Origin of the sequence: Aggregatibacter segnis ATCC 33393 (genome assembly GCF_000185305.1) — a bacterium.
In the GTDB taxonomy this organism is placed as follows: domain Bacteria; phylum Pseudomonadota; class Gammaproteobacteria; order Enterobacterales; family Pasteurellaceae; genus Aggregatibacter; species Aggregatibacter segnis.
The window spans coordinates 1,960,197-1,979,601 of the sequence record NZ_GL622200.1; the positions used below are offsets into that span (position 1 = coordinate 1,960,197).

At 38.6% G+C, this 19,405-nt stretch carries 20 protein-coding genes; 4 read left to right on the forward strand and 16 right to left on the reverse strand.

The window, feature by feature from the left end:
* Positions 1-21 precede the first annotated feature (21 nt).
* The 7 genes from atpE to zapB form a co-directional block, all read right to left on the reverse strand.
* Positions 22-276, reverse strand: a complete 255-nt coding sequence (gene atpE, locus HMPREF9064_RS00240; RefSeq protein WP_005702422.1) for a F0F1 ATP synthase subunit C — start codon at positions 274-276, stop codon at positions 22-24.
* Between the two features lie 58 nt (positions 277-334).
* Entirely contained in the window at positions 335-1,123 is a 789-nt protein-coding gene (gene atpB / locus HMPREF9064_RS00235) for a F0F1 ATP synthase subunit A (protein ID WP_006719902.1), read from the reverse strand.
* A 19-nt stretch (positions 1,124-1,142) separates the two neighbouring features.
* A complete protein-coding gene (locus HMPREF9064_RS00230; protein ID WP_006719904.1) occupies positions 1,143-1,517 on the reverse strand; it encodes an ATP synthase subunit I in 375 nt (124 codons plus the stop codon).
* Between the two features lie 108 nt (positions 1,518-1,625).
* Positions 1,626-2,255: a 16S rRNA (guanine(527)-N(7))-methyltransferase RsmG gene (gene rsmG / locus HMPREF9064_RS00225; RefSeq protein ID WP_006719905.1), complete on the reverse strand. Its 630-nt coding sequence runs from the start codon at positions 2,253-2,255 to the stop codon at positions 1,626-1,628.
* The gene (gene mnmG, locus HMPREF9064_RS00220) at positions 2,255-4,144 is read right to left on the reverse strand and encodes a tRNA uridine-5-carboxymethylaminomethyl(34) synthesis enzyme MnmG (protein WP_006719907.1); all 1,890 of its coding nucleotides are present in this window, start codon (positions 4,142-4,144) and stop codon (positions 2,255-2,257) included. The genes rsmG and mnmG overlap by 1 nt, the downstream gene beginning before the upstream one ends.
* Positions 4,145-4,577: 433 nt before the next feature.
* A complete protein-coding gene (gene mioC, locus HMPREF9064_RS00215) occupies positions 4,578-5,030 on the reverse strand; it encodes an FMN-binding protein MioC (RefSeq protein ID WP_006719911.1) in 453 nt (150 codons plus the stop codon).
* Between the two features lie 58 nt (positions 5,031-5,088).
* Complete coding sequence (gene zapB / locus HMPREF9064_RS00210; protein ID WP_006719913.1) at positions 5,089-5,307, reverse strand: cell division protein ZapB; 219 nt, start codon at positions 5,305-5,307, stop codon at positions 5,089-5,091.
* Between the two features lie 192 nt (positions 5,308-5,499).
* On the opposite strand from zapB, the gene glpX reads away from it, so the two are divergent.
* Positions 5,500-6,513 carry a class II fructose-bisphosphatase gene (gene glpX / locus HMPREF9064_RS00205; protein WP_006719914.1) on the forward strand — a complete coding sequence of 338 codons (1,014 nt, stop codon included), beginning with the start codon at positions 5,500-5,502 and terminating at the stop codon, positions 6,511-6,513.
* Between the two features lie 65 nt (positions 6,514-6,578).
* Here the strand turns inward: glpX and cysE are convergent, their stop codons facing one another.
* From cysE to HMPREF9064_RS00185, 4 genes are all read right to left on the reverse strand, one after another.
* Positions 6,579-7,376, reverse strand: coding sequence for a serine O-acetyltransferase (cysE, locus tag HMPREF9064_RS00200; protein ID WP_006719916.1), 798 nt, complete (start codon positions 7,374-7,376; stop codon positions 6,579-6,581).
* Between the two features lie 3 nt (positions 7,377-7,379).
* Positions 7,380-8,393, reverse strand: coding sequence for an NAD(P)H-dependent glycerol-3-phosphate dehydrogenase (gene gpsA / locus HMPREF9064_RS00195; RefSeq protein WP_032998047.1), 1,014 nt, complete (start codon positions 8,391-8,393; stop codon positions 7,380-7,382).
* 76 nt (positions 8,394-8,469) lie between these two features.
* Positions 8,470-8,976, reverse strand: coding sequence for a protein-export chaperone SecB (gene secB / locus HMPREF9064_RS00190; RefSeq protein ID WP_006719920.1), 507 nt, complete (start codon positions 8,974-8,976; stop codon positions 8,470-8,472).
* A gap of 14 nt (positions 8,977-8,990) precedes the next feature.
* Positions 8,991-9,431, reverse strand: coding sequence for a rhodanese-like domain-containing protein (locus tag HMPREF9064_RS00185; protein WP_032998048.1), 441 nt, complete (start codon positions 9,429-9,431; stop codon positions 8,991-8,993).
* 322 nt (positions 9,432-9,753) lie between these two features.
* On the opposite strand from HMPREF9064_RS00185, the gene HMPREF9064_RS00180 reads away from it, so the two are divergent.
* The 3 genes from HMPREF9064_RS00180 to cydC all read left to right on the forward strand — a co-directional run bounded on the left by HMPREF9064_RS00180 (position 9,754) and on the right by cydC (position 14,654).
* Positions 9,754-11,076, forward strand: coding sequence for an anaerobic C4-dicarboxylate transporter (locus HMPREF9064_RS00180; RefSeq protein WP_006719923.1), 1,323 nt, complete (start codon positions 9,754-9,756; stop codon positions 11,074-11,076).
* A gap of 178 nt (positions 11,077-11,254) precedes the next feature.
* Positions 11,255-13,003 carry an ABC transporter ATP-binding protein/permease gene (locus HMPREF9064_RS00175; protein WP_006719925.1) on the forward strand — a complete coding sequence of 583 codons (1,749 nt, stop codon included), beginning with the start codon at positions 11,255-11,257 and terminating at the stop codon, positions 13,001-13,003.
* Positions 12,996-14,654, forward strand: coding sequence for a thiol reductant ABC exporter subunit CydC (cydC, locus tag HMPREF9064_RS00170; RefSeq protein ID WP_006719927.1), 1,659 nt, complete (start codon positions 12,996-12,998; stop codon positions 14,652-14,654). Before HMPREF9064_RS00175 ends, cydC begins: the two co-directional genes overlap by 8 nt.
* Before the next feature lie 179 nt (positions 14,655-14,833).
* Here cydC and HMPREF9064_RS00165 read toward each other — a convergent pair whose 3' ends face one another.
* From HMPREF9064_RS00165 to HMPREF9064_RS00155, 5 genes are all read right to left on the reverse strand, one after another.
* A complete protein-coding gene (locus HMPREF9064_RS00165; protein ID WP_155811793.1) occupies positions 14,834-17,131 on the reverse strand; it encodes an ankyrin repeat domain-containing protein in 2,298 nt (765 codons plus the stop codon).
* Between the two features lie 8 nt (positions 17,132-17,139).
* Positions 17,140-17,325, reverse strand: a complete 186-nt coding sequence (locus HMPREF9064_RS00160) for a hypothetical protein (protein WP_006719931.1) — start codon at positions 17,323-17,325, stop codon at positions 17,140-17,142.
* A 58-nt stretch (positions 17,326-17,383) separates the two neighbouring features.
* Complete coding sequence (locus HMPREF9064_RS10005; protein WP_006719933.1) at positions 17,384-17,533, reverse strand: hypothetical protein; 150 nt, start codon at positions 17,531-17,533, stop codon at positions 17,384-17,386.
* Positions 17,534-17,769: 236 nt separating this feature from the next.
* Positions 17,770-17,862, reverse strand: coding sequence for a methionine/alanine import family NSS transporter small subunit (locus HMPREF9064_RS09870; RefSeq protein ID WP_005702403.1), 93 nt, complete (start codon positions 17,860-17,862; stop codon positions 17,770-17,772).
* Between the two features lies 1 nt (position 17,863).
* The gene (locus tag HMPREF9064_RS00155) at positions 17,864-19,363 is read right to left on the reverse strand and encodes a sodium-dependent transporter (RefSeq protein WP_006719934.1); all 1,500 of its coding nucleotides are present in this window, start codon (positions 19,361-19,363) and stop codon (positions 17,864-17,866) included.
* Positions 19,364-19,405 lie beyond the last annotated feature (42 nt).

Consider the following 19,405-nt stretch of genomic DNA (forward strand, 5'->3'; position numbering starts at 1 on the left):
GTTGATAAGCAAATAAGGTGATTATTGTAATAAACCGATGAATGGGTTTGCGAAAATGAAAAGTAAAGAAATACCAACAGCAATCATCGCAATCGCATCCAATAAACCTGCAACAATAAACATTTTAGTTAATAGGCTAGATGCAAGCTCAGGTTGACGGGCAGAAGATTCTAAGAATTTACCACCTAAGATAGCAAAGCCGATAGCTGTACCTAATGCAGCAAATGCAAGAAGGATTGATGCACCGATAATTGTAGCTGTAATTACAGTTTCCATAATGTTCTCCAATAGAAGTTAAGTTTAGCCCTAGAGCCGGTTAATAAAAAAAATAAAATTAATGATCTGCTTTGTTATAAGCAATACTCAAGTAAACAACCGTCAACATCATAAAGATGAATGCTTGTAACGTAATAACCAAAATATGGAAAATAGCCCAAGCGAGGTGTAACGGAATTCCCAATGCTGCAAGTGCCATATCCGCAGAATACATCACAGCGATAAGAATAAAGATCAATTCCCCTGCATACATATTACCGAACAAACGGAAAGCCAGAGAAATCGGTTTAGCCAGTAAAGTGACGGTTTCAAGAATAAAGTTAACCGGAATAAACGCCCAATGATTAAATGGGTGTAACGTATATTCCTTAACCAATCCACCAAAACCTTTGGATTTTACTGTATAGAAAAGAATCAGGAAGAATACACAGATTGACATACCTAGTGTCGCACTAATATCAGCTGTCGGCACAGCTCTCAAATAGTGAATACCAAATAAACCTGCAAATTGCGGAAGAAAATCCACCGGGATTAAGTCGATGGCATTCATAATGAATACCCAACAAAAAATGGTTAACGCTAGTGGCGCAACAACATTACGCGGACCATGGAAATTTTCTTTTACGATACCATTAATCCATTCTACTAAAATTTCGACCAAACATTGCATTTTGCTTGGCACGCCCAGCGTTGCTTTTTTCGCAACACGTGAAAAGATGAAAAGGAAAATAATGGCTGATACGATAGAGAAAAATAAGGTATCTACATGAATATTCCAAAAACCATCACCACTTTTTAAAAATGATAAATGGTGACTGATATATTCAGAGGTTGTTTGTCCAGACATAGTAACCCTTTATAAAAAATTAAGACCTGTTAAGCAAAAATGGAATAAGATTATTCAACATTAATGCCATAAAAAAACCTATAAAAAATAGAATAAATTCTTTTATAACCAACCATTTAAATGCTACAGCGATAAGAATAATTGTTAAGTTAAATTTAACAAATTCCCCACGATAAAGTGCGGTCAGTTTTGTTGATAAATGTTGTTTGCGATAAAAAACCACATAAACAAAAAAACAAAAAGGTAAAAAAGCACAGAGAAATCCTAAACCAAAATCAACCGCACTTTTTCCATTCCAGAAAGCTAACAACACACTCAAAACGAGGATGATACCAATCTCTATTAGCATCGTTTTTTTATAACGATTTTTAGTCTGCGTTAAAACTCTGGACATTATTTTACTTTTTATATGCAAAAACTGGCTAATTATACCTTTGAACTAAAGAGATTCAACATAAAACAGTAAAAAAAGTGTTAAATAAATCACACTTTAAACAAATCATCACAAAATGACGAGATGCCGCTCCCCGGTTAGTTCGGGAACCTCTAATTTAATGACATTTTTCACCTTAAATTGAGGATTTAATTCTTTCACTTCTTCTTCGTGATAAAGCCCCTTTAACGCATAAAATAATCCATCCGATTTAGGTAAATGATGACACCACTCCGTCATGTCTTTCAAGGACGCAAAAGCACGACTTAACACGCCATCAAATTGATGATCGGGATGGTAATCTTCTACTCGGCTTAGTACCGGTTCTACATTAGTTAGCCCAAGCTCACGAATAGCATTACGAATAAAACTAATACGTTTACCTAAACTATCCAATAGAACAAACTGTTTTTGCGGATTAACGATGGCTAAAGGCAAACCAGGTAAGCCCGGGCCGGTGCCGACATCGATAAAACGGTTACCTTGTAAATAAGGGCTAACTACAATACTGTCTAAAATATGCTTAACCAACATTTCTTGCGGATCACGCACAGAAGTCAAGTTATATGCCTTATTCCATTTATCGAGCAATAAAACCAACTTAACTAATTGTTGTTGCTGTTGTTCTGTCACAGAAAGTGCGGTCTGTTTTAATAACGTTTTTAGTTTATCCGCCAACTGAATGTCTAAATTAGCCATTATTCACCACGTTTTAGCATGCCTTGCTTTTTCAAATTCACCAAAATAATGGAAATCGCCGCCGGCGTAATACCGGAAATACGGCTAGCTTGTCCGATAGATACCGGGCGGTGTTGTTCCAGTTTGATACGAACTTCGTTAGATAATCCCGCAACTTTAGAATAATCAAAATTCGGCGGTATAGCTGTATTTTCGTGGCGTTTTTGTTTTTCGATTTCGTCTTGCTGATGTTCGATATATCCTTGATATTTAATCGAAATTTCCACTTGTTCAATCGCTTCTTTATCGGCCATCGGCGGTTGAAACGGCGTAAGTGCGGTCAAAATTTGATAATTTATTTCCGGGCGACGCAATAAATCTTCACCACTGGCTTCACGCACCAACGGACTGCCTAATACTTGATTGGCTTCTTCTAAATATTCTGAACGCGGATGTAACCAAATACTGCGTAAACGCTGACGTTCTTGTTCAATATTTTCCATTTTCTGATTGAAACGTGCCCAGCGAGCTTCATCAATTAACCCTAATTCATGGGCAATCGGTGTCAAACGAATGTCGGCATTATCTTCACGCAATAACAAACGATATTCCGCTCGGGAGGTGAATACGCGATAAGGTTCTTTGGTGCCAAGCGTGCAAAGATCATCCACCAACACGCCCATGTAAGCCTGATCACGACGTGGGAACCAAACCTCTTTTTCTTGCACATAAAGACCCGCGTTAATTCCTGCTAACAAACCTTGAGAAGCAGCCTCTTCATAACCGGTCGTCCCGTTAATTTGACCGGCAAAGAATAAACCTTGAATGGATTTGGTTTCTAACGTTGGTTTTAAATCACGCGGGTCAAAATAATCATATTCAATGGCATAACCGGGCTTAATAATGCGCGCATTTTCCAACCCTTTCATGGAATTCACAATGCCCATTTGTACGTCAAATGGTAAACTGGTGGAAATCCCGTTTGGATAAATTTCATTTGTGGTTAAACCTTCCGGTTCTAAATAAATTTGATGCGAATTACGATCAGCAAAACGCATCACTTTATCTTCGATAGATGGGCAATAACGCGGACCAATTCCTTCGATCACTCCCGTGTACATTGGGCTGCGATCTAAATTATTACGGATAACTTCATGCGTTTTTTCATTCGTGTGTGTAATAAAACACGGAATTTGGCGAGGATGCTGATCAACGGATCCCATGAAAGAAAATATCGGCAACTCTGCATCGCCATGCTGTTCGGCAAGCACGGAAAAATCAATAGTACGTGCATCAATACGTGGTGGTGTTCCGGTTTTTAAACGATCTACACGTAAACCAAGATCTCTTAAACGATGAGAGAGAGTAACAGAAGCCGGATCCCCCGCACGTCCCCCTTCGTAATTTTCTAAACCAATGTGGATCTTACCGGCTAAGAACGTGCCGGCAGTTAAAATTACTGATTTCGCATGAAATTTCAGTCCCATTTTCGTCACGACACCGGTAGCACGATCTTGCTCGACTAAAATATCACTAACTTCTTGTTGGAAAATATCTAAATTCGGTTGGTTTTCAAGGGCTATTCTTACAGCCTGACGATACAACACACGATCTGCCTGTGCACGTGTTGCCCGTACAGCAGGGCCTTTGCTGCTATTCAGTGTACGAAATTGAATTCCCGCCTGATCTGCCGCTGTTGCCATTAAACCGCCCATGGCATCAATTTCTCTTACTAAATGGCCTTTTCCTATTCCGCCAATTGCCGGATTACAAGACATTTGTCCTAGGGTATCGACATTATGCGTAAGTAATAGGGTTTTTAATCCCATACGAGCAGGCGCCAATGCGGCTTCAGTCCCTGCATGACCGCCACCGATCACGATGACATCATAGGTTTCAGTGTAAAACATGATTATGAATGATCTCTATTTTGAATGAGGTACGGATCTTTTGATCCTTTAAAAAAATTGGTCGCTATTCTACTGAAAATCTTGTTTTGTTAAAAGGTCAGTTTCATTGAAAGAGAAAGATAGATCGTAAAAAGGATCTCTCGTTAATAAAAATAAGATCTTTATATAAAGATCTATTTTATTATTACTATTATAAGGATCGATGAATAGCTTGAATAAGATCTTTTTTATTTTGTAAATGAAGAACATAGATCATTTTTAAAACTGTTAAGATCTTACTGATCTTACACATCAATTCTTGTGTATAACTTCGTGGTTTATCCACAGTATGATCTTTCGAAAAACTTACCCATTTTATAAAAACAGATTTTTAACAATTTTATTTTAAGTTTATCCACAAGTGTTTTTTCTTATTAATTGATTTTTATGAAAACTAAATTGATGAAATTTTATTTGTAAAATTAGGCAACCAGTCCTCTGCACATTGTTCTTGGTCGGTTTCTGTTAATACGTCAATGCGCAAAGCATCAGTCATTTTGACCGCACTTTTTGCCAATAAACATTGTTCTACCGTATCCACGGCAAAGCAAAAGGTGTCGTAATCGGAATTTCCTAAACCGATCACCGCAAACTTCAATGTTGAAAGATCTATATCGCTTGCATCAAGTGCTTCAAATAACGGTTTGAGGTTATCCGGCAATTCTCCTGCACCATGGGTGGAAGTTACCACCAACCATAATTTTTCATTGATAACTTCATTTAATGCCGGGCCATGATGTAATTCGGTACTGAAACCCTGTTGTTGTAATAGACTTTCTAAGTGTTCGGCAACATATTCGGCACCGCCTAAGGTGCTGCCGGTGATTAAGCAAATTTTAGGTTGCATTTTTTTCTCCAAAAAAAGAAGGCTTAGATTAACTAAGCCTTTGTTTTTTATTAATCGATTAGATACCGTCAGTCATACCTATGATAGAACGTAAACGCTCTTGAATATTTTGCTGTTCGTTTCTTAACTGTTCGTTTTCACCACGTAATGCATCGTTTTCTTGTTGTGATTTGTTGTTTTTTTCTTTTAATTCTTCAACTTCTAATTGAAGTAATTGAATAGTTTCAACTGTTTGCTTAATTTTGTTTTCTAATTGATCTAATACTTCAAATGACATGGTAATTTCCTCTAAAACAAATGGATAAAAGTGGCTTTATTCTACCTAGTTAATTGGTTTTATAAAAGTGGAGAATCAAATAATCTTTGAATTAATTACCCTTCAGAAAATTTCTTGATGTTTTTGGTATGCAAACGTTTGCTTAGTGATAAAATAAGCCGATTTTTTACTTCTCATTTTTAAGGAATTCCCATGAACAGATCATTAGCCATTGAGTTTTCAAGAGTAACAGAAGTCGCCGCATTAGCCGGATTTGCTTGGTTAGGACGTGGTGATAAAAATTCGGCTGATGATGCTGCCGTGAAAGCAATGCGTTATATGTTGAATTTAGTGCATATGGACGCAGAAGTTGTTATTGGTGAAGGGGAAATTGATCAAGCACCAATGCTGTATATTGGTGAAAGAGTGGGATCCGGCATGGGAGAATTAGTATCGATTGCTGTTGATCCAATTGATGGTACACGCATGACGGCAATGGGACAAACTAATGCCATTTCCGTATTGGCGGCAGGGGGTAAAAATACTTTTTTAAAAGCGCCTGATATGTATATGGAAAAAATGGTAGTTGGCCCGGAAGCAAAAGGTATCATCGATTTAAATTTACCGCTTGAACAAAATTTGCGTCGAGTCGCCTCTAAATTGGGTAAATTATTATCTGACTTAACGGTAACAATTTTAGATAAACCACGTCATAAAGACGTCATTGATAAAATGCATCAATTAGGCGTACGCGTATTTACTATTCCAGATGGTGATATTGCGGCATCGGTATTATGTTGTTTACCGGAAGCAGAAATTGATATGGTGTATGGGATTGGCGGTGCACCGGAAGGGGTTATTGCGGCGGCGGCAATTCGTGCTTTAGGGGGGGATATGCAATCCTGTTTATTACCTCGAAATGTTGTTAAAGGGGAAACACCAGAAAATAATGCACTGGCAGCAGAAGAAATTCGTCGTTGTGAAGAAATGGGTGTTCAAGTAAATACGGTATTACAGCTTGAACAATTAGTGCGTGACGACAATTTAGTTTTTGCGGCCACCGGAATTACTAATGGTGACCTATTAAAAGGTATTCATCGTAAAGGCAATCTGGCAACCACGGAAACCTTATTAATTCGAGGAAAATCCAGAACAATTCGCCGTATTCAATCTACCCATTATTTAGACCGAAAAGACACCGCACTTTCACGTTTAATCGGCGCTTAATAAACTTTAAAGAGCGGTCACTTTTGAAGATGTTTTTAGGCTCAACCTTGAGATCGTTGTTGAGCCTAAATATTCAGCTCCATCCCCAAATCAATAAAGTTTTGGTTCATATCAAATGCCGGTTTGGCGTCTTTATCTTTTCCGATAATTCGTGCCGGTACGCCTGCTGCAGTGGCATAGTCGGGGATAGGTTGTAATACAACAGAATTCGCACCGATTTTGGCGTATTTACCCACTTCAATATTGCCCAAAATTTTTGCACCCGCACCAATCATGACGCCTTCACGAATTTTTGGATGACGATCACCACATTCTTTTCCGGTACCTCCAAGGGTGACGCCCTGTAAAATAGACACGTTATTTTCAATCACGGAGGTTTCGCCGACAACAATGCCGGTGGCGTGGTCGAACATAATACCGTGTCCGATTTTGGCAGCAGGGTGAATGTCTACGTCAAACGCAACGGAAATTTGGTTTTGCAAATAAATAGCTAGTGCTTTGCGGTTTTGTTGCCATAAATGATGGGTAATACGATAACTTTGAATAGCGTGAAACCCTTTTAAATAAAGCAAAGGGGTTGACCAAAGTTCTACCGCAGGATCTCGTTGACGAACGGCTTGAATATCAAAAGCAGCACATTCAATAATGCTTGGTTTTTCCTGATAGGTTTCTTCGATAATTTCGCGTAGTGCAATAGCCGGCATAATCGTGTTAGCTAATTTGTTGGCTAAAATGTAACTTAATGCACTGCCTAAATTATGATGTTTTAAAATCGTTGAATGGAAAAAACTGGCAAGCATAGGTTCGTTATCCACTAACTCTTTTGCTTCCTGACGAATATTTTGCCAAACCGTTGATGACATGGATTATTCCTCTTTACGTTCTCTACCTAATAAACTCAATGCGGCTTCTTTCGCATTTTTGCCACAGAACAGGACTTGGTAAATTTGTTCAGTGATAGGCATTTCAATGCCGTGTCGTTGTGCAAGTAAATGGGCTTCCTTAGTATTATAGAAACCTTCTACTACTTGACCGATATTATCCATTGCTGTTTGAGCGGAAAAACCTTGTCCTAACATCATGCCGAAACGACGGTTACGGGATTGGTTATCCGTACAGGTTAAAACGAGATCACCTAAGCCGGACATGCCCATAAAAGTATTTGGATTTGCGCCTAGGGCGATACCTAAACGAGATATTTCGGCAATACCGCGGGTGATAAGTGCTGTTCTAGCATTTGCGCCAAATCCCATGCCGTCGGACATCCCTGCGCCAATGGCAATTACGTTTTTAATGGCACCGCCAAGTTGTACACCAAGCATATCGTTATTAATGTAAACGCGAAAATGTTTGCTGCAATGAATGCGCGCTTGAAATTGCAATGCAAATTCTTCATCGTTGGAAGCTAAGGTAATTGCTGTCGGGAGACCTGAAGCCAATTCTTTGGCAAAGGTTGGACCTGAAAGCACCGCTAAGGGATAGTGGCTACCCAATTTTTCTTTAATAACCTCTTCCAACAAACGACCGGTATCTCTTTCTAAGCCTTTTGTAGCCCAAACAATACGGCTATCAGGACGTAAGTGCGGTCGAATTTGATCGAGAATTTCACCAAAACAATGACTGGGAACGGCTAATAATAAATCGCGTGAAGCTTGAATGGCTTTGGCTAAATCCGTTTCTATTTGTAACGAATCGGGAAAAACAATCTCCGGTAAAAATTCCGTATTTTGTCGCTCGCTATCAAGTTTTTGCATTTTTGTCGGATTATGTCCCCAAAGACGGGTTAAATGTCCATTGCGGGAAAATGCGATAGCCAAGGCGGTACCAAAAGAACCGGCGCCTAATACGGTAATAGAAGAATGGGTTAAGGTCGTATTCATCATTGACTCCTTGACGGATAAAAATGAGAGTAACGAAAAAATAGAACCCACTTTATCAAAAGTGGGTTTTTTGAGATTAATTTGCTTTTGCTTGCTCGGCAGATTCTTGCTCTTGTTGTTGACGTTGTAAATATTCAACAAATAAAGCATCGAAGTTAACCGGAGAAAGATTTAATGCAGGGAAAGTGCCACGGTTGACTAAGTTGGAAACCAATTCACGGGCGTAAGGGAATAACATATTTGGGCATTGAGCAGTTAAGCAATGTGCCATTTGCATATCTTCTAAACCGCTAATGGTAAATACACCGGCTTGTTTTACTTCACAAATAAAAGCCACATCGCCGGAATCTTCCAAAGTGGTTTCAACGGAAATATTTAGGCAAACTTCGTATAAATCATCGGCTAATTTAACGGTTTCAGTAGATAAATCAAAAGCCAGTTTTGGTTTCCACTCTTGATTGAAAATGTGTGGCAAATTAGGTGCTTCAAAAGAAACGTCTTTGACATAGATACGTTGAATTTGAAGTACTGCTTGGACTTCTTGTTCCTCGTTGTTTACAACATCTTTGTTTTCTTCGGTCATTTTTGTGTCCTTATTTATTTTTTAACTAAAGGTAAATTTGCTGCTCGCCAGCCTGCAATGCCTTCTTTCAAGGAATAAACGTGAGTAAATCCTTGTTTTGCCAAAGTTTCAGCAGAAGAAGCGGAAGTCACACCGTTGGCACAAACTAAAATAACAGGCGTTTCTTTATGTTGTTCGATTTTACCAACATTGTGATTTTTAATTTCGGTAGGAAGCAGGTTTAAACTGTTAATGATATGGCCTTTATTAAAGTCATCCATTGAGCGTAAATCAATAACAACAGCATTTTGATTATTGATTAACGCAATGGCTTCAGTATTTTCAATCACTTTCGTTTTGCTGGTGGCTGATTTGATGAAGTGGTAGATAACCATTAGAAAAATAGCGACCCAAGCAATAACAATTAAAGAATGATTTTTGGCAAATTCAATTGCCATCGGCATAAATTCTTCCATATATTTCTCAATAATTAGGTTTAAAAATAAGGGCTCAAGTATAACTTTACTTTGACTATTTATCAAAAGTTATTGTTTCTATGGAGGGTGTTGATTTTGTTGAAATAATCATCAAATTTTTGTTTAAAACCTGATATGGATCATAATTTAATGAGAACATTCAAAATCAGTCATACTCAGTGTTGCAACATTCTTATATAATTAGGCCGAATTTTGGGCTTTAAATCCTGATTGCCTTGGAAAGGCATCTCTATCAAAATATAACTGAGTATAATTTCTTATACGTTACACAGATTTTATTTTCATTCTCTAAGGAGGCAGTATGTCTGCTATGTTTTTACTTCAATTCGCCATCGTGTTGCTCTGTATTTTGGTCGGTGCACGTGTTGGCGGTATCGGTTTGGGTGTTTTTGGCGGCTTGGGGCTTGCTATTTTGTCTTTCGGTTTTGGTTTAAAACCGGCAGGTTTGCCAATTGACGTGATGTTTATGATTATGGCAGTAGTTTCTGCGGCAGCAGCAATGCAAGCATCAGGTGGTTTAGATTACATGATCAAAATTGCGACAAATATTTTACGTCGCAATCCAAAACATATTACATTTATCGCCCCTGCAGTGACTTGGACCTTTACGCTATTAGCCGGTACGGGCCACGTTGCCTATTCTGTATTACCGGTAATTGCTGAAGTGAGTCGTCAAAATGGCGTCCGTCCTGAACGTCCAATGTCCATGGCGGTTATCGCCTCTCAATTTGCGATTGTTGCCAGTCCGATTGCTGCCGCTGTAGTTGCAGTTGTCGCGTATCTTGAACCGCAAGGCATTCATTTAGGGGATGTGTTAATCGTTACAATTCCTTCTACTATTCTGGGAATTTTCTGCGCTTGTCTATTTGTCAATAAAATGGGTAAAGAATTAAAAGATGATCCGGAATATCAACGTCGTTTACACGATCCAAAATATGCGGAAGCCTTTAATTCAACTGTTGTCGGTAAAGAGCTTGAAATTAGCAAATCCGCCAAAATCTCCGTATCCCTTTTCTTATTTGGTGCATTACTTGTTGTGTTAATGGGAGCAATGCCTTCTCTTCGTCCGGTATTTGATGGCAAACCAATGGGTATGGCGCATACCATTGAGATCATCATGCTATCTATCGGTGCGTTAATTATCTTAACCTGTAAACCGGATGGCACTGAAATTACTAAAGGTTCTGTATTCCACGCCGGTATGCGTGCGGTAATCGCTATTTTCGGTATTGCATGGTTAGGTGATACCTTAATGCAAGCCCATATGGAAGAAGTTAAAGGTTTAGTAAAAGGTTTAGTCGAAACCGCACCTTGGACATTTGCTTTCGCCTTGTTCATACTTTCAGTGTTAGTTAACAGCCAAGGTGCTACTGTAGCAACTCTATTCCCATTGGGTATTGCTCTTGGTATTCCACCGGCAATCTTGATTGGTGTGTTTGTTGCGGTAAACGGCTATTTCTTCATCCCGAACTACGGTCCAATCATTGCGTCAATTGACTTTGATACCACCGGTACTACACGAATTGGTAAATATATTTTCAACCACAGTTTCATGCTACCGGGTTTATTAAGTATGATTTTCTGTTTAGGTTTCGGTCTGTTATTTGCTAATATCTTCCTATAACCTGATTTGAATTTTATACAAATAGCACCTTTCTTAAGGTGCTATTTTTTTGTTTTAAAATTAAGCGTCAAATATAAAAACACCAAAAATTAGAATAAAATTAATTATCATTTGTTATAAAAATGTTATGATGTAGCCCTTTTTACTCATATGATTTTTTTAAGGAAAAATAAACGTTATGATGATTGATAAACGGCTGATAAACACAGTCGCAGATAGCAAAAAATGGATTGCTATTAATGTCTTATGGAACTGGGTCGCCTTAATCGGCGGGATTATAAGTGCGGTTGTATTTGCCATTTGTTTGCAATGGGCGTTTGAGCGCACACTTACACTACAAAGTGCGGTCATTTTTACCGTCGTTTTGGTTGCTTGTCTGGCGTTGCGTGCTTGGGCAGGAAAAATGGCGGTGAAAGCCTCCTATAAAGCGAGTACGCAAGTGAAGCATAAATTGCGCACACTGATTTATCAAAAATTGTCTTCCATGCCGCTGAATCAGGTTAACCAACAATCTACCTCTTCCGTGATCCAAGTGGCATCTGAAGGCGTGGAGCAACTGGAAATTTATTTCGGTCGTTATCTTCCGCAGTTGTTTTATAGTTTGCTTGCACCGCTCACATTGTTTGTTTTCTTGGTCTTTTTTAACGCGCCAACCTCATTAATTCTTTTGGTTTGTGTGCCGTTAATTCCAATGTCCATCATTGCGGTAAATAAAATCGCGAAACGTTTATTGGCGAAATATTGGTCTATTTATGTGGGGTTAGGCAGTAGTTTTTTGGATAACCTACAAGGCTTGATTACCTTAAAAATCTATCAAGATGACGACTACAAAGCCAAACAAATGGATATTGAAGCGGAGAATTTCCGTACCATCACCATGAAAGTGTTGACCATGCAGCTGAACTCCGTTTCTTTAATGGATTTATTGGCTTACGGCGGTGCAGCGTTGGGGATTTTGATAGCGCTTTTGCAATACCAAGACGGTAATTTAAGCATTTTTGGTGTCATTTTATTTATTTTGCTTTCTTCCGAATTTTTCATTCCGTTACGCTTACTCGGTTCTTTCTTCCACGTGGCGATGAACGGCAAGGCGGCTTCAGAAAAAATCTTTACGCTGTTAGATACCCCGGTAGAAGAAAACAAAAGTGCGGTGGATTTTCCGGCTAAAAATGAAGTTACCGTGCAAATTAAGGATTTGCATTTTGCCTATTCTGCAGAAAAACCGGCTATTAACGGCTTAAACCTTAATATTCAGCCGAAGCAATTAACGGTTTTTGTGGGTAAAAGCGGTTGCGGTAAATCCACGCTGGTTTCCTTGCTTATGAGCTTTTACCAAGCGCAGCAAGGAGAAATTTTGTTTAACGGCGTCGATATTAAACAAATTAACCGTCATTCCTTATATCGTCATGTTTCGTTGGTGAGCCACAGCAGTTACATTTTCAAAGGTAGCCTCAGAGAAAATATGTTGATGGCATTGTCCGATGCTTCTGATGACGCTATTTATCAATGCTTAGAACAAGTGAATTTGGCGAATTTCGTCCGTGAAAACGGCGGGTTGGATATGACCTTATTAAGTCGCGGAACTAATTTGTCCGGCGGTCAAATTCAACGTTTAGCGTTGGCGCGAGCGTTGTTGCACAATGCCGACTTATACGTTTTCGATGAAGCCACCAGTAACATCGACGTAGAAAGTGAAGAAATCATTCTGCAATTTATTCAACAGCTTAAACACGAAAAAACTATCGTCATGATTTCTCATCGTTTGGCGAATGCGGTAAATGCCGATCAAATTTATGTGTTACAAAGCGGTCACTTGGCAGAATCGGGCGATCATGCTTCTTTAATGACTGAAAACGGAATTTATGCAGAAATGTTTAATCAACAAAAGAATTTAGAAAATATCAGAACGGGGGCAAATCATGCGTAAGAATGGATTTGTCGTCATGTGGCAGCTCATGAAATTGGTGACGCCATTGGCGCATATCATGAGTTTCACCATTATTATGGGTACCCTTGGTTTCCTCAGTGCTATTTTCATTATGGTGCTGGGTGCGATGGGGTTGTCGGAATTGCTTAATTTCCACTCCCATTTAAATTTATCGCAAATTTTGACCGCACTTATTGTGCTTGCGGTAGCGCGTGGTATTTTGCGTTATTTGGAACAAATGTCGGGCCATTACATCGCCTTCAAATTATTGGCGTTGTTGCGCGACAAAGTATTCAGCGCATTGCGTCGTTTGGCGTTTGTGAAATTGCAGGACAAACAATCCGGTCAATTGCTTTCTTTGGTTACCAACGACATTGAATTGTTGGAAGTGTTTTATGCCCACACCATCGCGCCGATCGCCATTGCCTTTTTAACCTCTGGTATTTTATTGGCGGTATTCGCTCATATTTCTTGGTGGTTCGTGTTGGTGGCATTTTTAGCTTATGTGACCGTTGGCATTATTTTGCCTATCGTCACCACCCAAATGGCGCGTGAAGATGGCCGCAAATACCGTGACTTAGTTGGCGAAATGAACGATTTCTTCCTTGACAGCATTCGTGGCATGAAAGAAATTCAACTTTTCGGCAACGAGGAAAAACGCTTACAGGAAATTCACCAACGCAGTGAAAAAATCGACCAAGCCTTTTTAAAAATCAAACAACAAGAAGGCAACGTGCGTTCGTTCACGGAAATTGCGGTGTCTTTCTTCAATATCGTGATTTTATTGGTGGGCTTAACGCTCTTTGCTTACGATTACATTGATTTTGCCGGCTTGCTCATTGGTGTGATTTTATTGATGTCCAGTTACGGTCCGGTGATTGCTTTAAGTAACCTGTCTAACAACTTATTGCAAACCCTCGCCAGCGGTGAACGTGTCTTGGCATTATTGGCAGAACAACCGGAATTAAAAGATGTTGAAAACGGCGTGAATATGACTGACATACAGCAAATTAACGTAGAAAATGTCAGTTTTGCTTATGCGGACGAACAAATTTTGTCTGATGTGAATTTGCAGATCAAAAAAGGCGAAATTCTCGGTATTCACGGCCGCAGCGGTAGCGGGAAAAGTACCCTTTTGAAATTAATGATGCGTTTTTACGATCCGCAACAAGGTCGTATTTGCATTAACGATACGGACTTAAAAAACATTAATACGGTGAATTTGCGCGACAATATCGCTTACATCACCCAACAAACCTATATTTTCAATGAAACGGTGTATGAAAATATTGTGTTGGCAAACCGTAAGGCAACAAAAGAGCAAGTGATTGAAGCGGCGAAAAAAGCCTCTATTCATGAATTTATCATGAGTTTGCCGGAAGGCTACGATACCAAAATCACTGAAATGGGGAACAACCTTTCCGACGGTGAAAAACAACGTATCGGTATTGCCCGCGCCTTCTTGCACAATGCACCGATTATTTTGTTAGATGAACCGACCAGCAATCTGGATAGCTTAAACGAAGCCATGATTTTGCAATCCTTGCTAAACGTGAAAGCAGAAAAATTGATCATCCTAGTGAGCCATCGCGCTTCCACTATGGCAATTTGTGATCAGGTTATTCCAATCGCCAACGGACGGATGTCATAGTTAAGGCTTGTTGAACGTCAAAGTGCGGTGGGTTTTCATGGTGTTTTAAAACGCTGAGAAAATCCACCGCACTTTTGATACAAACAAAAATCCCACCAGATAACTGATGGGATTTTTTTACACTGCTGTTATTGAATAGAATTTAGATAAACTGGCTTTTTTAGCATTCACAAAGTATCTTATAGTTCAATATCTTGGCTAGAGTAATATGATTTAATATCTGCACAAGATCCTTTACACCATTTTTTACCATCATAATAATCATACGTTATAGATGTATCACCACCAGCTTTTTTCATTGCTTCAAATACAAGATTATTATTTAATTCGATCGCTAGCATCAGTGGCGTGTATCCGCGAATATGTTGAACATCATGTTTATAGTTAGGATCTGCACCGGCATCAAGCAATAGTTGAACTATTTTTAATAGCTCTTCTTCTGAGGAATACTTCTCTAACTGTTTTTGAGTGACTTCAACACTTACACTTTTTATAATTTCTTCAATTTCCAGATTATCTGTAGATTTTTGCCAAGAGTAGAAAGCCTTTTCTGAATTACGTCGGAAATACTCTTGTTGTAGCTGCGCTTGCTGATTATCTAATGGATAACTTTCTTCTATTAATGTTTTAATCTTTTGTGGATTAGTTAATTGATCAAACATACTCATACAAAAGTATAATGGTGTCAATTTTTCAAAATTGACCATATCAGGTTTAGCTCCCATTTCTAAAATTTTTTGTACAACATCCGCTCTGCCGGTTTCCACTGCTAGGCGCAAAGGATATTTTTGTTTTTTAGATGTTTGAGAATTGATTGTTTTTGGTGTATGTGAATATTGAATTAATAAATCAAATAATCTCCGATTTTGTTTAACGCAGGGTAAAGCTAATACATTTAATGTTTCTAATGCAAATAGTAATGCGGATTCATTTTCACTGCTCAGTGCATTTACATCTGCATTATTATCTAGAAGTTTTTTAATAATTTTGAATATATCATTTTCTTTTTCTTTACTAATCGCTCTTTCGCCCCATCTCCAACAGAAATAAACTAATTGTGGCATTCTTTTTGTACCATCAGCAATGGAGACTATTCTGTTTGGATTCTTATAATCAGGTTTAATGCTTTCGTAATCAAAAGTAGATAAAGAGATTGATCGTGGTTTTAGCAATGGATAATCTGTTCCGTTAAACCAACCTTGTCTAGGAAAAACTTGTCCAAATGCTCTTGCCCACATATCAACTTCCCAATCTGCAATCATTTCTTTATGATTGATTTTCTCTGTGTCAGAGTTTATAGAAGGCAGTTCATAGTTAAATAGAATGGCTGCATTTTTTAAATGAGAAAGTAATTTTCTTTGTGATAATTTATCTTTTTTTTCTAAAAATGCACTGGCGACGATCGCTTCTTGAACAATATGTTTCAGAGTTTTACCTGCCCGGAATAAAGCATTGTCGACAGCTTGTTTATACATTTCTACCGCCTTTTCTAAATTACCTGACAGTAATAGCCATCGGGCTTGTAACCAATCCCAATGATATTTTTGGTTTTCAAGTTCTCCATAGTTTTTCACTATAGCGCGTAAAACGGTCAGTTCACGCCAAGCCAAGTCTTTAGCTTCAGATGTTTTTAATTTATCTAAAGATAAATGTTCAAATCGTAGCTGTCCATAATCGGTAGCCACTTGTTGCGCCAATTTTTGGTTAGTGACTTGTTGAATTTTAACGATGGCACTCAATAAAGAATAATATGAAATTGATGAAGCAGTGTTGGCCCCTTTGTTTTGATATAGTTGGTGAAATTTTTGTAAGCTAAAAAAGAAAAGATCTGACAGTTCTTCTTTACGTATTGCATCAAATATACGGGCAATGAATAACCAGAATTTGATTTTTTTCCATTCTTCTGACTTATCACCTAGTGATTTTAGTTCTTGATAAGAAAATAAATATTCACCTCTTTCCCAACGTCCTAGCTTGTTTTTTCCGTCTCGATCTAAAGTCTTTATATATTCTTGCCAAAGATGATTATTTTCTTTCAGGTGAATTAATATGGTTTTTACTGAGTTTTTCTTGTGATCAATTAAACTTTCTATATTAGGGAAAAAGTATTTTTCAGGTACACATTGTATGAGAAATTGATGTGTGACAGCGGAGAAATAAAATAAAATTAAAATAAGCTGAAGTTTCTTTCTATCCAATCCATCTACGGGAACTTCTCCGACTAGATCTAAATAGGAACGAAAATGATGGATTATTGCATCACTTGTTGTTTTAACAATTTCATCAGGAAATACTTCTTTTACATTGTCATGCCATATTTCATTCACGATTCGCTTTAGCTTATTAGGATGAATTGTTTTGTTGTAAACAATATCATCAAGTTCTTTTTTATTCTCCTTAATTGGTAAATCACATAGCTGTGTAAAAAAACGTAGATTTTCTAAGGGTGTTGGGAATAGAGATTTTGTATTAAACATAGTTAGGCTCATATTAAATAACGTTTAACATCATGAATAAAGTTTTGAAAAGCTCGATAATCACTTGGTGTTGATGGAATAGCAAGACGACGATTGTTCGGACCAATTAATATGTTATGTTTTTTACCTTTTTTGGTTTTGAAACCAAGACTAAGAAGAGAATTTACATATTTATTTAGATGAGTGTTTTTCACGATTTTCTCCTAAATTTTGCGACATAGCAATTTAAAACTGCTATGTCGCAAGCATTACCTATTTTTTACCACTAGCATTGCTATTACGTGCCGCTGCAGATTGAGCGCGTGCGGCGAAAGAATTTGCTGCAACCAATCCACCATGTGCTTTTGCAGTAGATGATTGAATGCGTGAAGCTGCCGTAGTGTTCATAGATGATTTAGACATAATTAGTTCTCCTAAAAAGTGAGTTAAAATAAACGTCCTAATGGACAAGGCTTATTTTGTGATATTTCATTTTTTAGAGATACAACGGTAATGGAGAATTTTTTTGAGATTTTATTGTTTGAGAACATGATAAATGGAAATAAAAATTTTAAAACGTTTAGAAAAACCCACCGCACTTTTCCTATATAAAAAATCCCATCAATGATTTGATGGGATTTTTGTTTTTGAAAGCTAAATTATTCTTTTGGTAATCTGATGACGGAAACCAATAATCCGCCCCAGATAATGATAAGCGCGATAGCCATCATGATAATTGCATTGGTTGACATCTTATTTTTCTCCTTGTTTTTGTACGATATTTTTCCACGGTAAACGGGAAAGTAAGAAGCTGATGATGACTAAGCCGATCGCCATGCCCCAGCCGAAGGTATTAACGAACCATTCCGGATAGCCTTCGTAGCCGTTTGCCAATACTTTAGTGGCTTCTTTGTAAAGCATGAATGCTAATACGCCGGTGGTAACTACAATGCAGGCTTTCCAGATTGCGCCAACTTTGAAAGAACTGGTTTCATTTAAGTGTTCACCAAGTTCTTTTAATCTGCCGGTAACGATGATGGAGAGTAAAGAGAAGAACGCTACGGCAACGATACCGAACATGTTGACGAAGTTGTCCATGGTATCAAGCATCGGCAAGCCGGCTGCCGTACCAAACAATAAGGTAGATGCGACCATCATTGGTAAGCCAACCAAGAACGTGGCGTGTGCACGACGTAAGCGTAATTTATCTTGTACCGCCGCAATGATTACTTCTAATACGGAAATGAAAGAAGTTAACCCGGCGAAAACTAAAGAACCGAAGAATAATACGCCCAATAATTGACCTAACGGTGCTTGGTTAATAATGGTTGGGAAGGCAAAGAAGGCTAAGCCGATACCGCCTTTTGCTACTTCGCTGACATCTTGTCCGTTGGCGACAGCAATGAACCCTAAGGCAGAGAATACGCCGATACCCGCTAATACTTCAAAGCTACTGTTAGCAAAGCCAACTACTAAACCTGCACCGGTTAAATCCGATTCTTTTTTCAAGTAAGAGGCGTAAGTCAACATGATGCCGAAGCAAATGGAAAGTGAGAAGAAGATTTGACCATATGCGGCAATCCAAACACTTGGGTCAGCTAATTTGTCCCAGTTTGGTGAGAATAAAGCATCAAGACCTTTTTCTGCACCTGGTAAGAACAAGGAATAAAGCACCAAGGTGATGAACATGATCACCAAAATTGGCATAAAGATAACGGAAGAACGTGCTACGCCTTTTTGTACGCCAAAAGAAAGAATCAACAACGTGATAATCCACACGGCAAGTAACGGACCAACAACAGTGTCAACAAAATCCAAGCTTAATGCCACTTCACTTGCCATCTTAATGTGTTCGTGCAAGAAGAAATCTACCGGATTGCTACCCCAAGCGGAGCTGAAGGAATAATAAGCGTAGCTCGCAGCCCAGCCAAGAATAACCGCATAGTAAAGACCAATAATCACGTTGATCATCACTTGCCACCAACCGAAGGTTTCAAAGGCGGTTTTGAGTTTGCGATAAGCTAGTGGTGGAGAGGCACGGAATTTGTGGCCTAAAGCATAATCTAAAAAGACCAAAGGAATACCGGCCGTTAATAACGCCACAATGTAAGGCAAAATAAAGGCGCCGCCGCCGTTTTCATAAGTAACATAAGGGAAACGCCAAATATTTCCCAAGCCGACTGCCGAACCGATCGCCGCAAAAATAAAGGCTCTGCGTCCGGAGAATGTTTCACGTTTATGTGTTTGAGTCATGGAACAACCTGTTAAAGTTAAAAAAATGTTAGAGCGTCAATA

What these genes read in the sequence shown, in the direction of transcription:
- HMPREF9064_RS00185 (WP_032998048.1), bottom strand. Translation starts at nt 9,431, where the DNA reads ATGGAAGAATTTATGCCGATGGCAATTGAATTTGCCAAAAATCATTCT.
- HMPREF9064_RS09870 (WP_005702403.1), bottom strand. Translation starts at nt 17,862, where the DNA reads ATGTCAACCAATGCAATTATCATGATGGCTATCGCGCTTATCATTATC.
- HMPREF9064_RS00165 (WP_155811793.1), bottom strand. Translation starts at nt 17,131, where the DNA reads ATGTTTAATACAAAATCTCTATTCCCAACACCCTTAGAAAATCTACGT.
- cydC (WP_006719927.1), top strand. Translation starts at nt 12,996, where the DNA reads ATGCGTAAGAATGGATTTGTCGTCATGTGGCAGCTCATGAAATTGGTG.
- zapB (WP_006719913.1), bottom strand. Translation starts at nt 5,307, where the DNA reads ATGTCATTTGAAGTATTAGATCAATTAGAAAACAAAATTAAGCAAACA.
- atpE (WP_005702422.1), bottom strand. Translation starts at nt 276, where the DNA reads ATGGAAACTGTAATTACAGCTACAATTATCGGTGCATCAATCCTTCTT.
- HMPREF9064_RS00175 (WP_006719925.1), top strand. Translation starts at nt 11,255, where the DNA reads ATGATGATTGATAAACGGCTGATAAACACAGTCGCAGATAGCAAAAAA.
- HMPREF9064_RS00155 (WP_006719934.1), bottom strand. Translation starts at nt 19,363, where the DNA reads ATGACTCAAACACATAAACGTGAAACATTCTCCGGACGCAGAGCCTTT.
- gpsA (WP_032998047.1), bottom strand. Translation starts at nt 8,393, where the DNA reads ATGAATACGACCTTAACCCATTCTTCTATTACCGTATTAGGCGCCGGT.
- glpX (WP_006719914.1), top strand. Translation starts at nt 5,500, where the DNA reads ATGAACAGATCATTAGCCATTGAGTTTTCAAGAGTAACAGAAGTCGCC.
- HMPREF9064_RS00180 (WP_006719923.1), top strand. Translation starts at nt 9,754, where the DNA reads ATGTCTGCTATGTTTTTACTTCAATTCGCCATCGTGTTGCTCTGTATT.
- mnmG (WP_006719907.1), bottom strand. Translation starts at nt 4,144, where the DNA reads ATGTTTTACACTGAAACCTATGATGTCATCGTGATCGGTGGCGGTCAT.
- HMPREF9064_RS10005 (WP_006719933.1), bottom strand. Translation starts at nt 17,533, where the DNA reads ATGTCTAAATCATCTATGAACACTACGGCAGCTTCACGCATTCAATCA.
- rsmG (WP_006719905.1), bottom strand. Translation starts at nt 2,255, where the DNA reads ATGGCTAATTTAGACATTCAGTTGGCGGATAAACTAAAAACGTTATTA.
- cysE (WP_006719916.1), bottom strand. Translation starts at nt 7,376, where the DNA reads ATGTCATCAACGGTTTGGCAAAATATTCGTCAGGAAGCAAAAGAGTTA.
- HMPREF9064_RS00230 (WP_006719904.1), bottom strand. Translation starts at nt 1,517, where the DNA reads ATGTCCAGAGTTTTAACGCAGACTAAAAATCGTTATAAAAAAACGATG.
- atpB (WP_006719902.1), bottom strand. Translation starts at nt 1,123, where the DNA reads ATGTCTGGACAAACAACCTCTGAATATATCAGTCACCATTTATCATTT.
- mioC (WP_006719911.1), bottom strand. Translation starts at nt 5,030, where the DNA reads ATGCAACCTAAAATTTGCTTAATCACCGGCAGCACCTTAGGCGGTGCC.
- secB (WP_006719920.1), bottom strand. Translation starts at nt 8,976, where the DNA reads ATGACCGAAGAAAACAAAGATGTTGTAAACAACGAGGAACAAGAAGTC.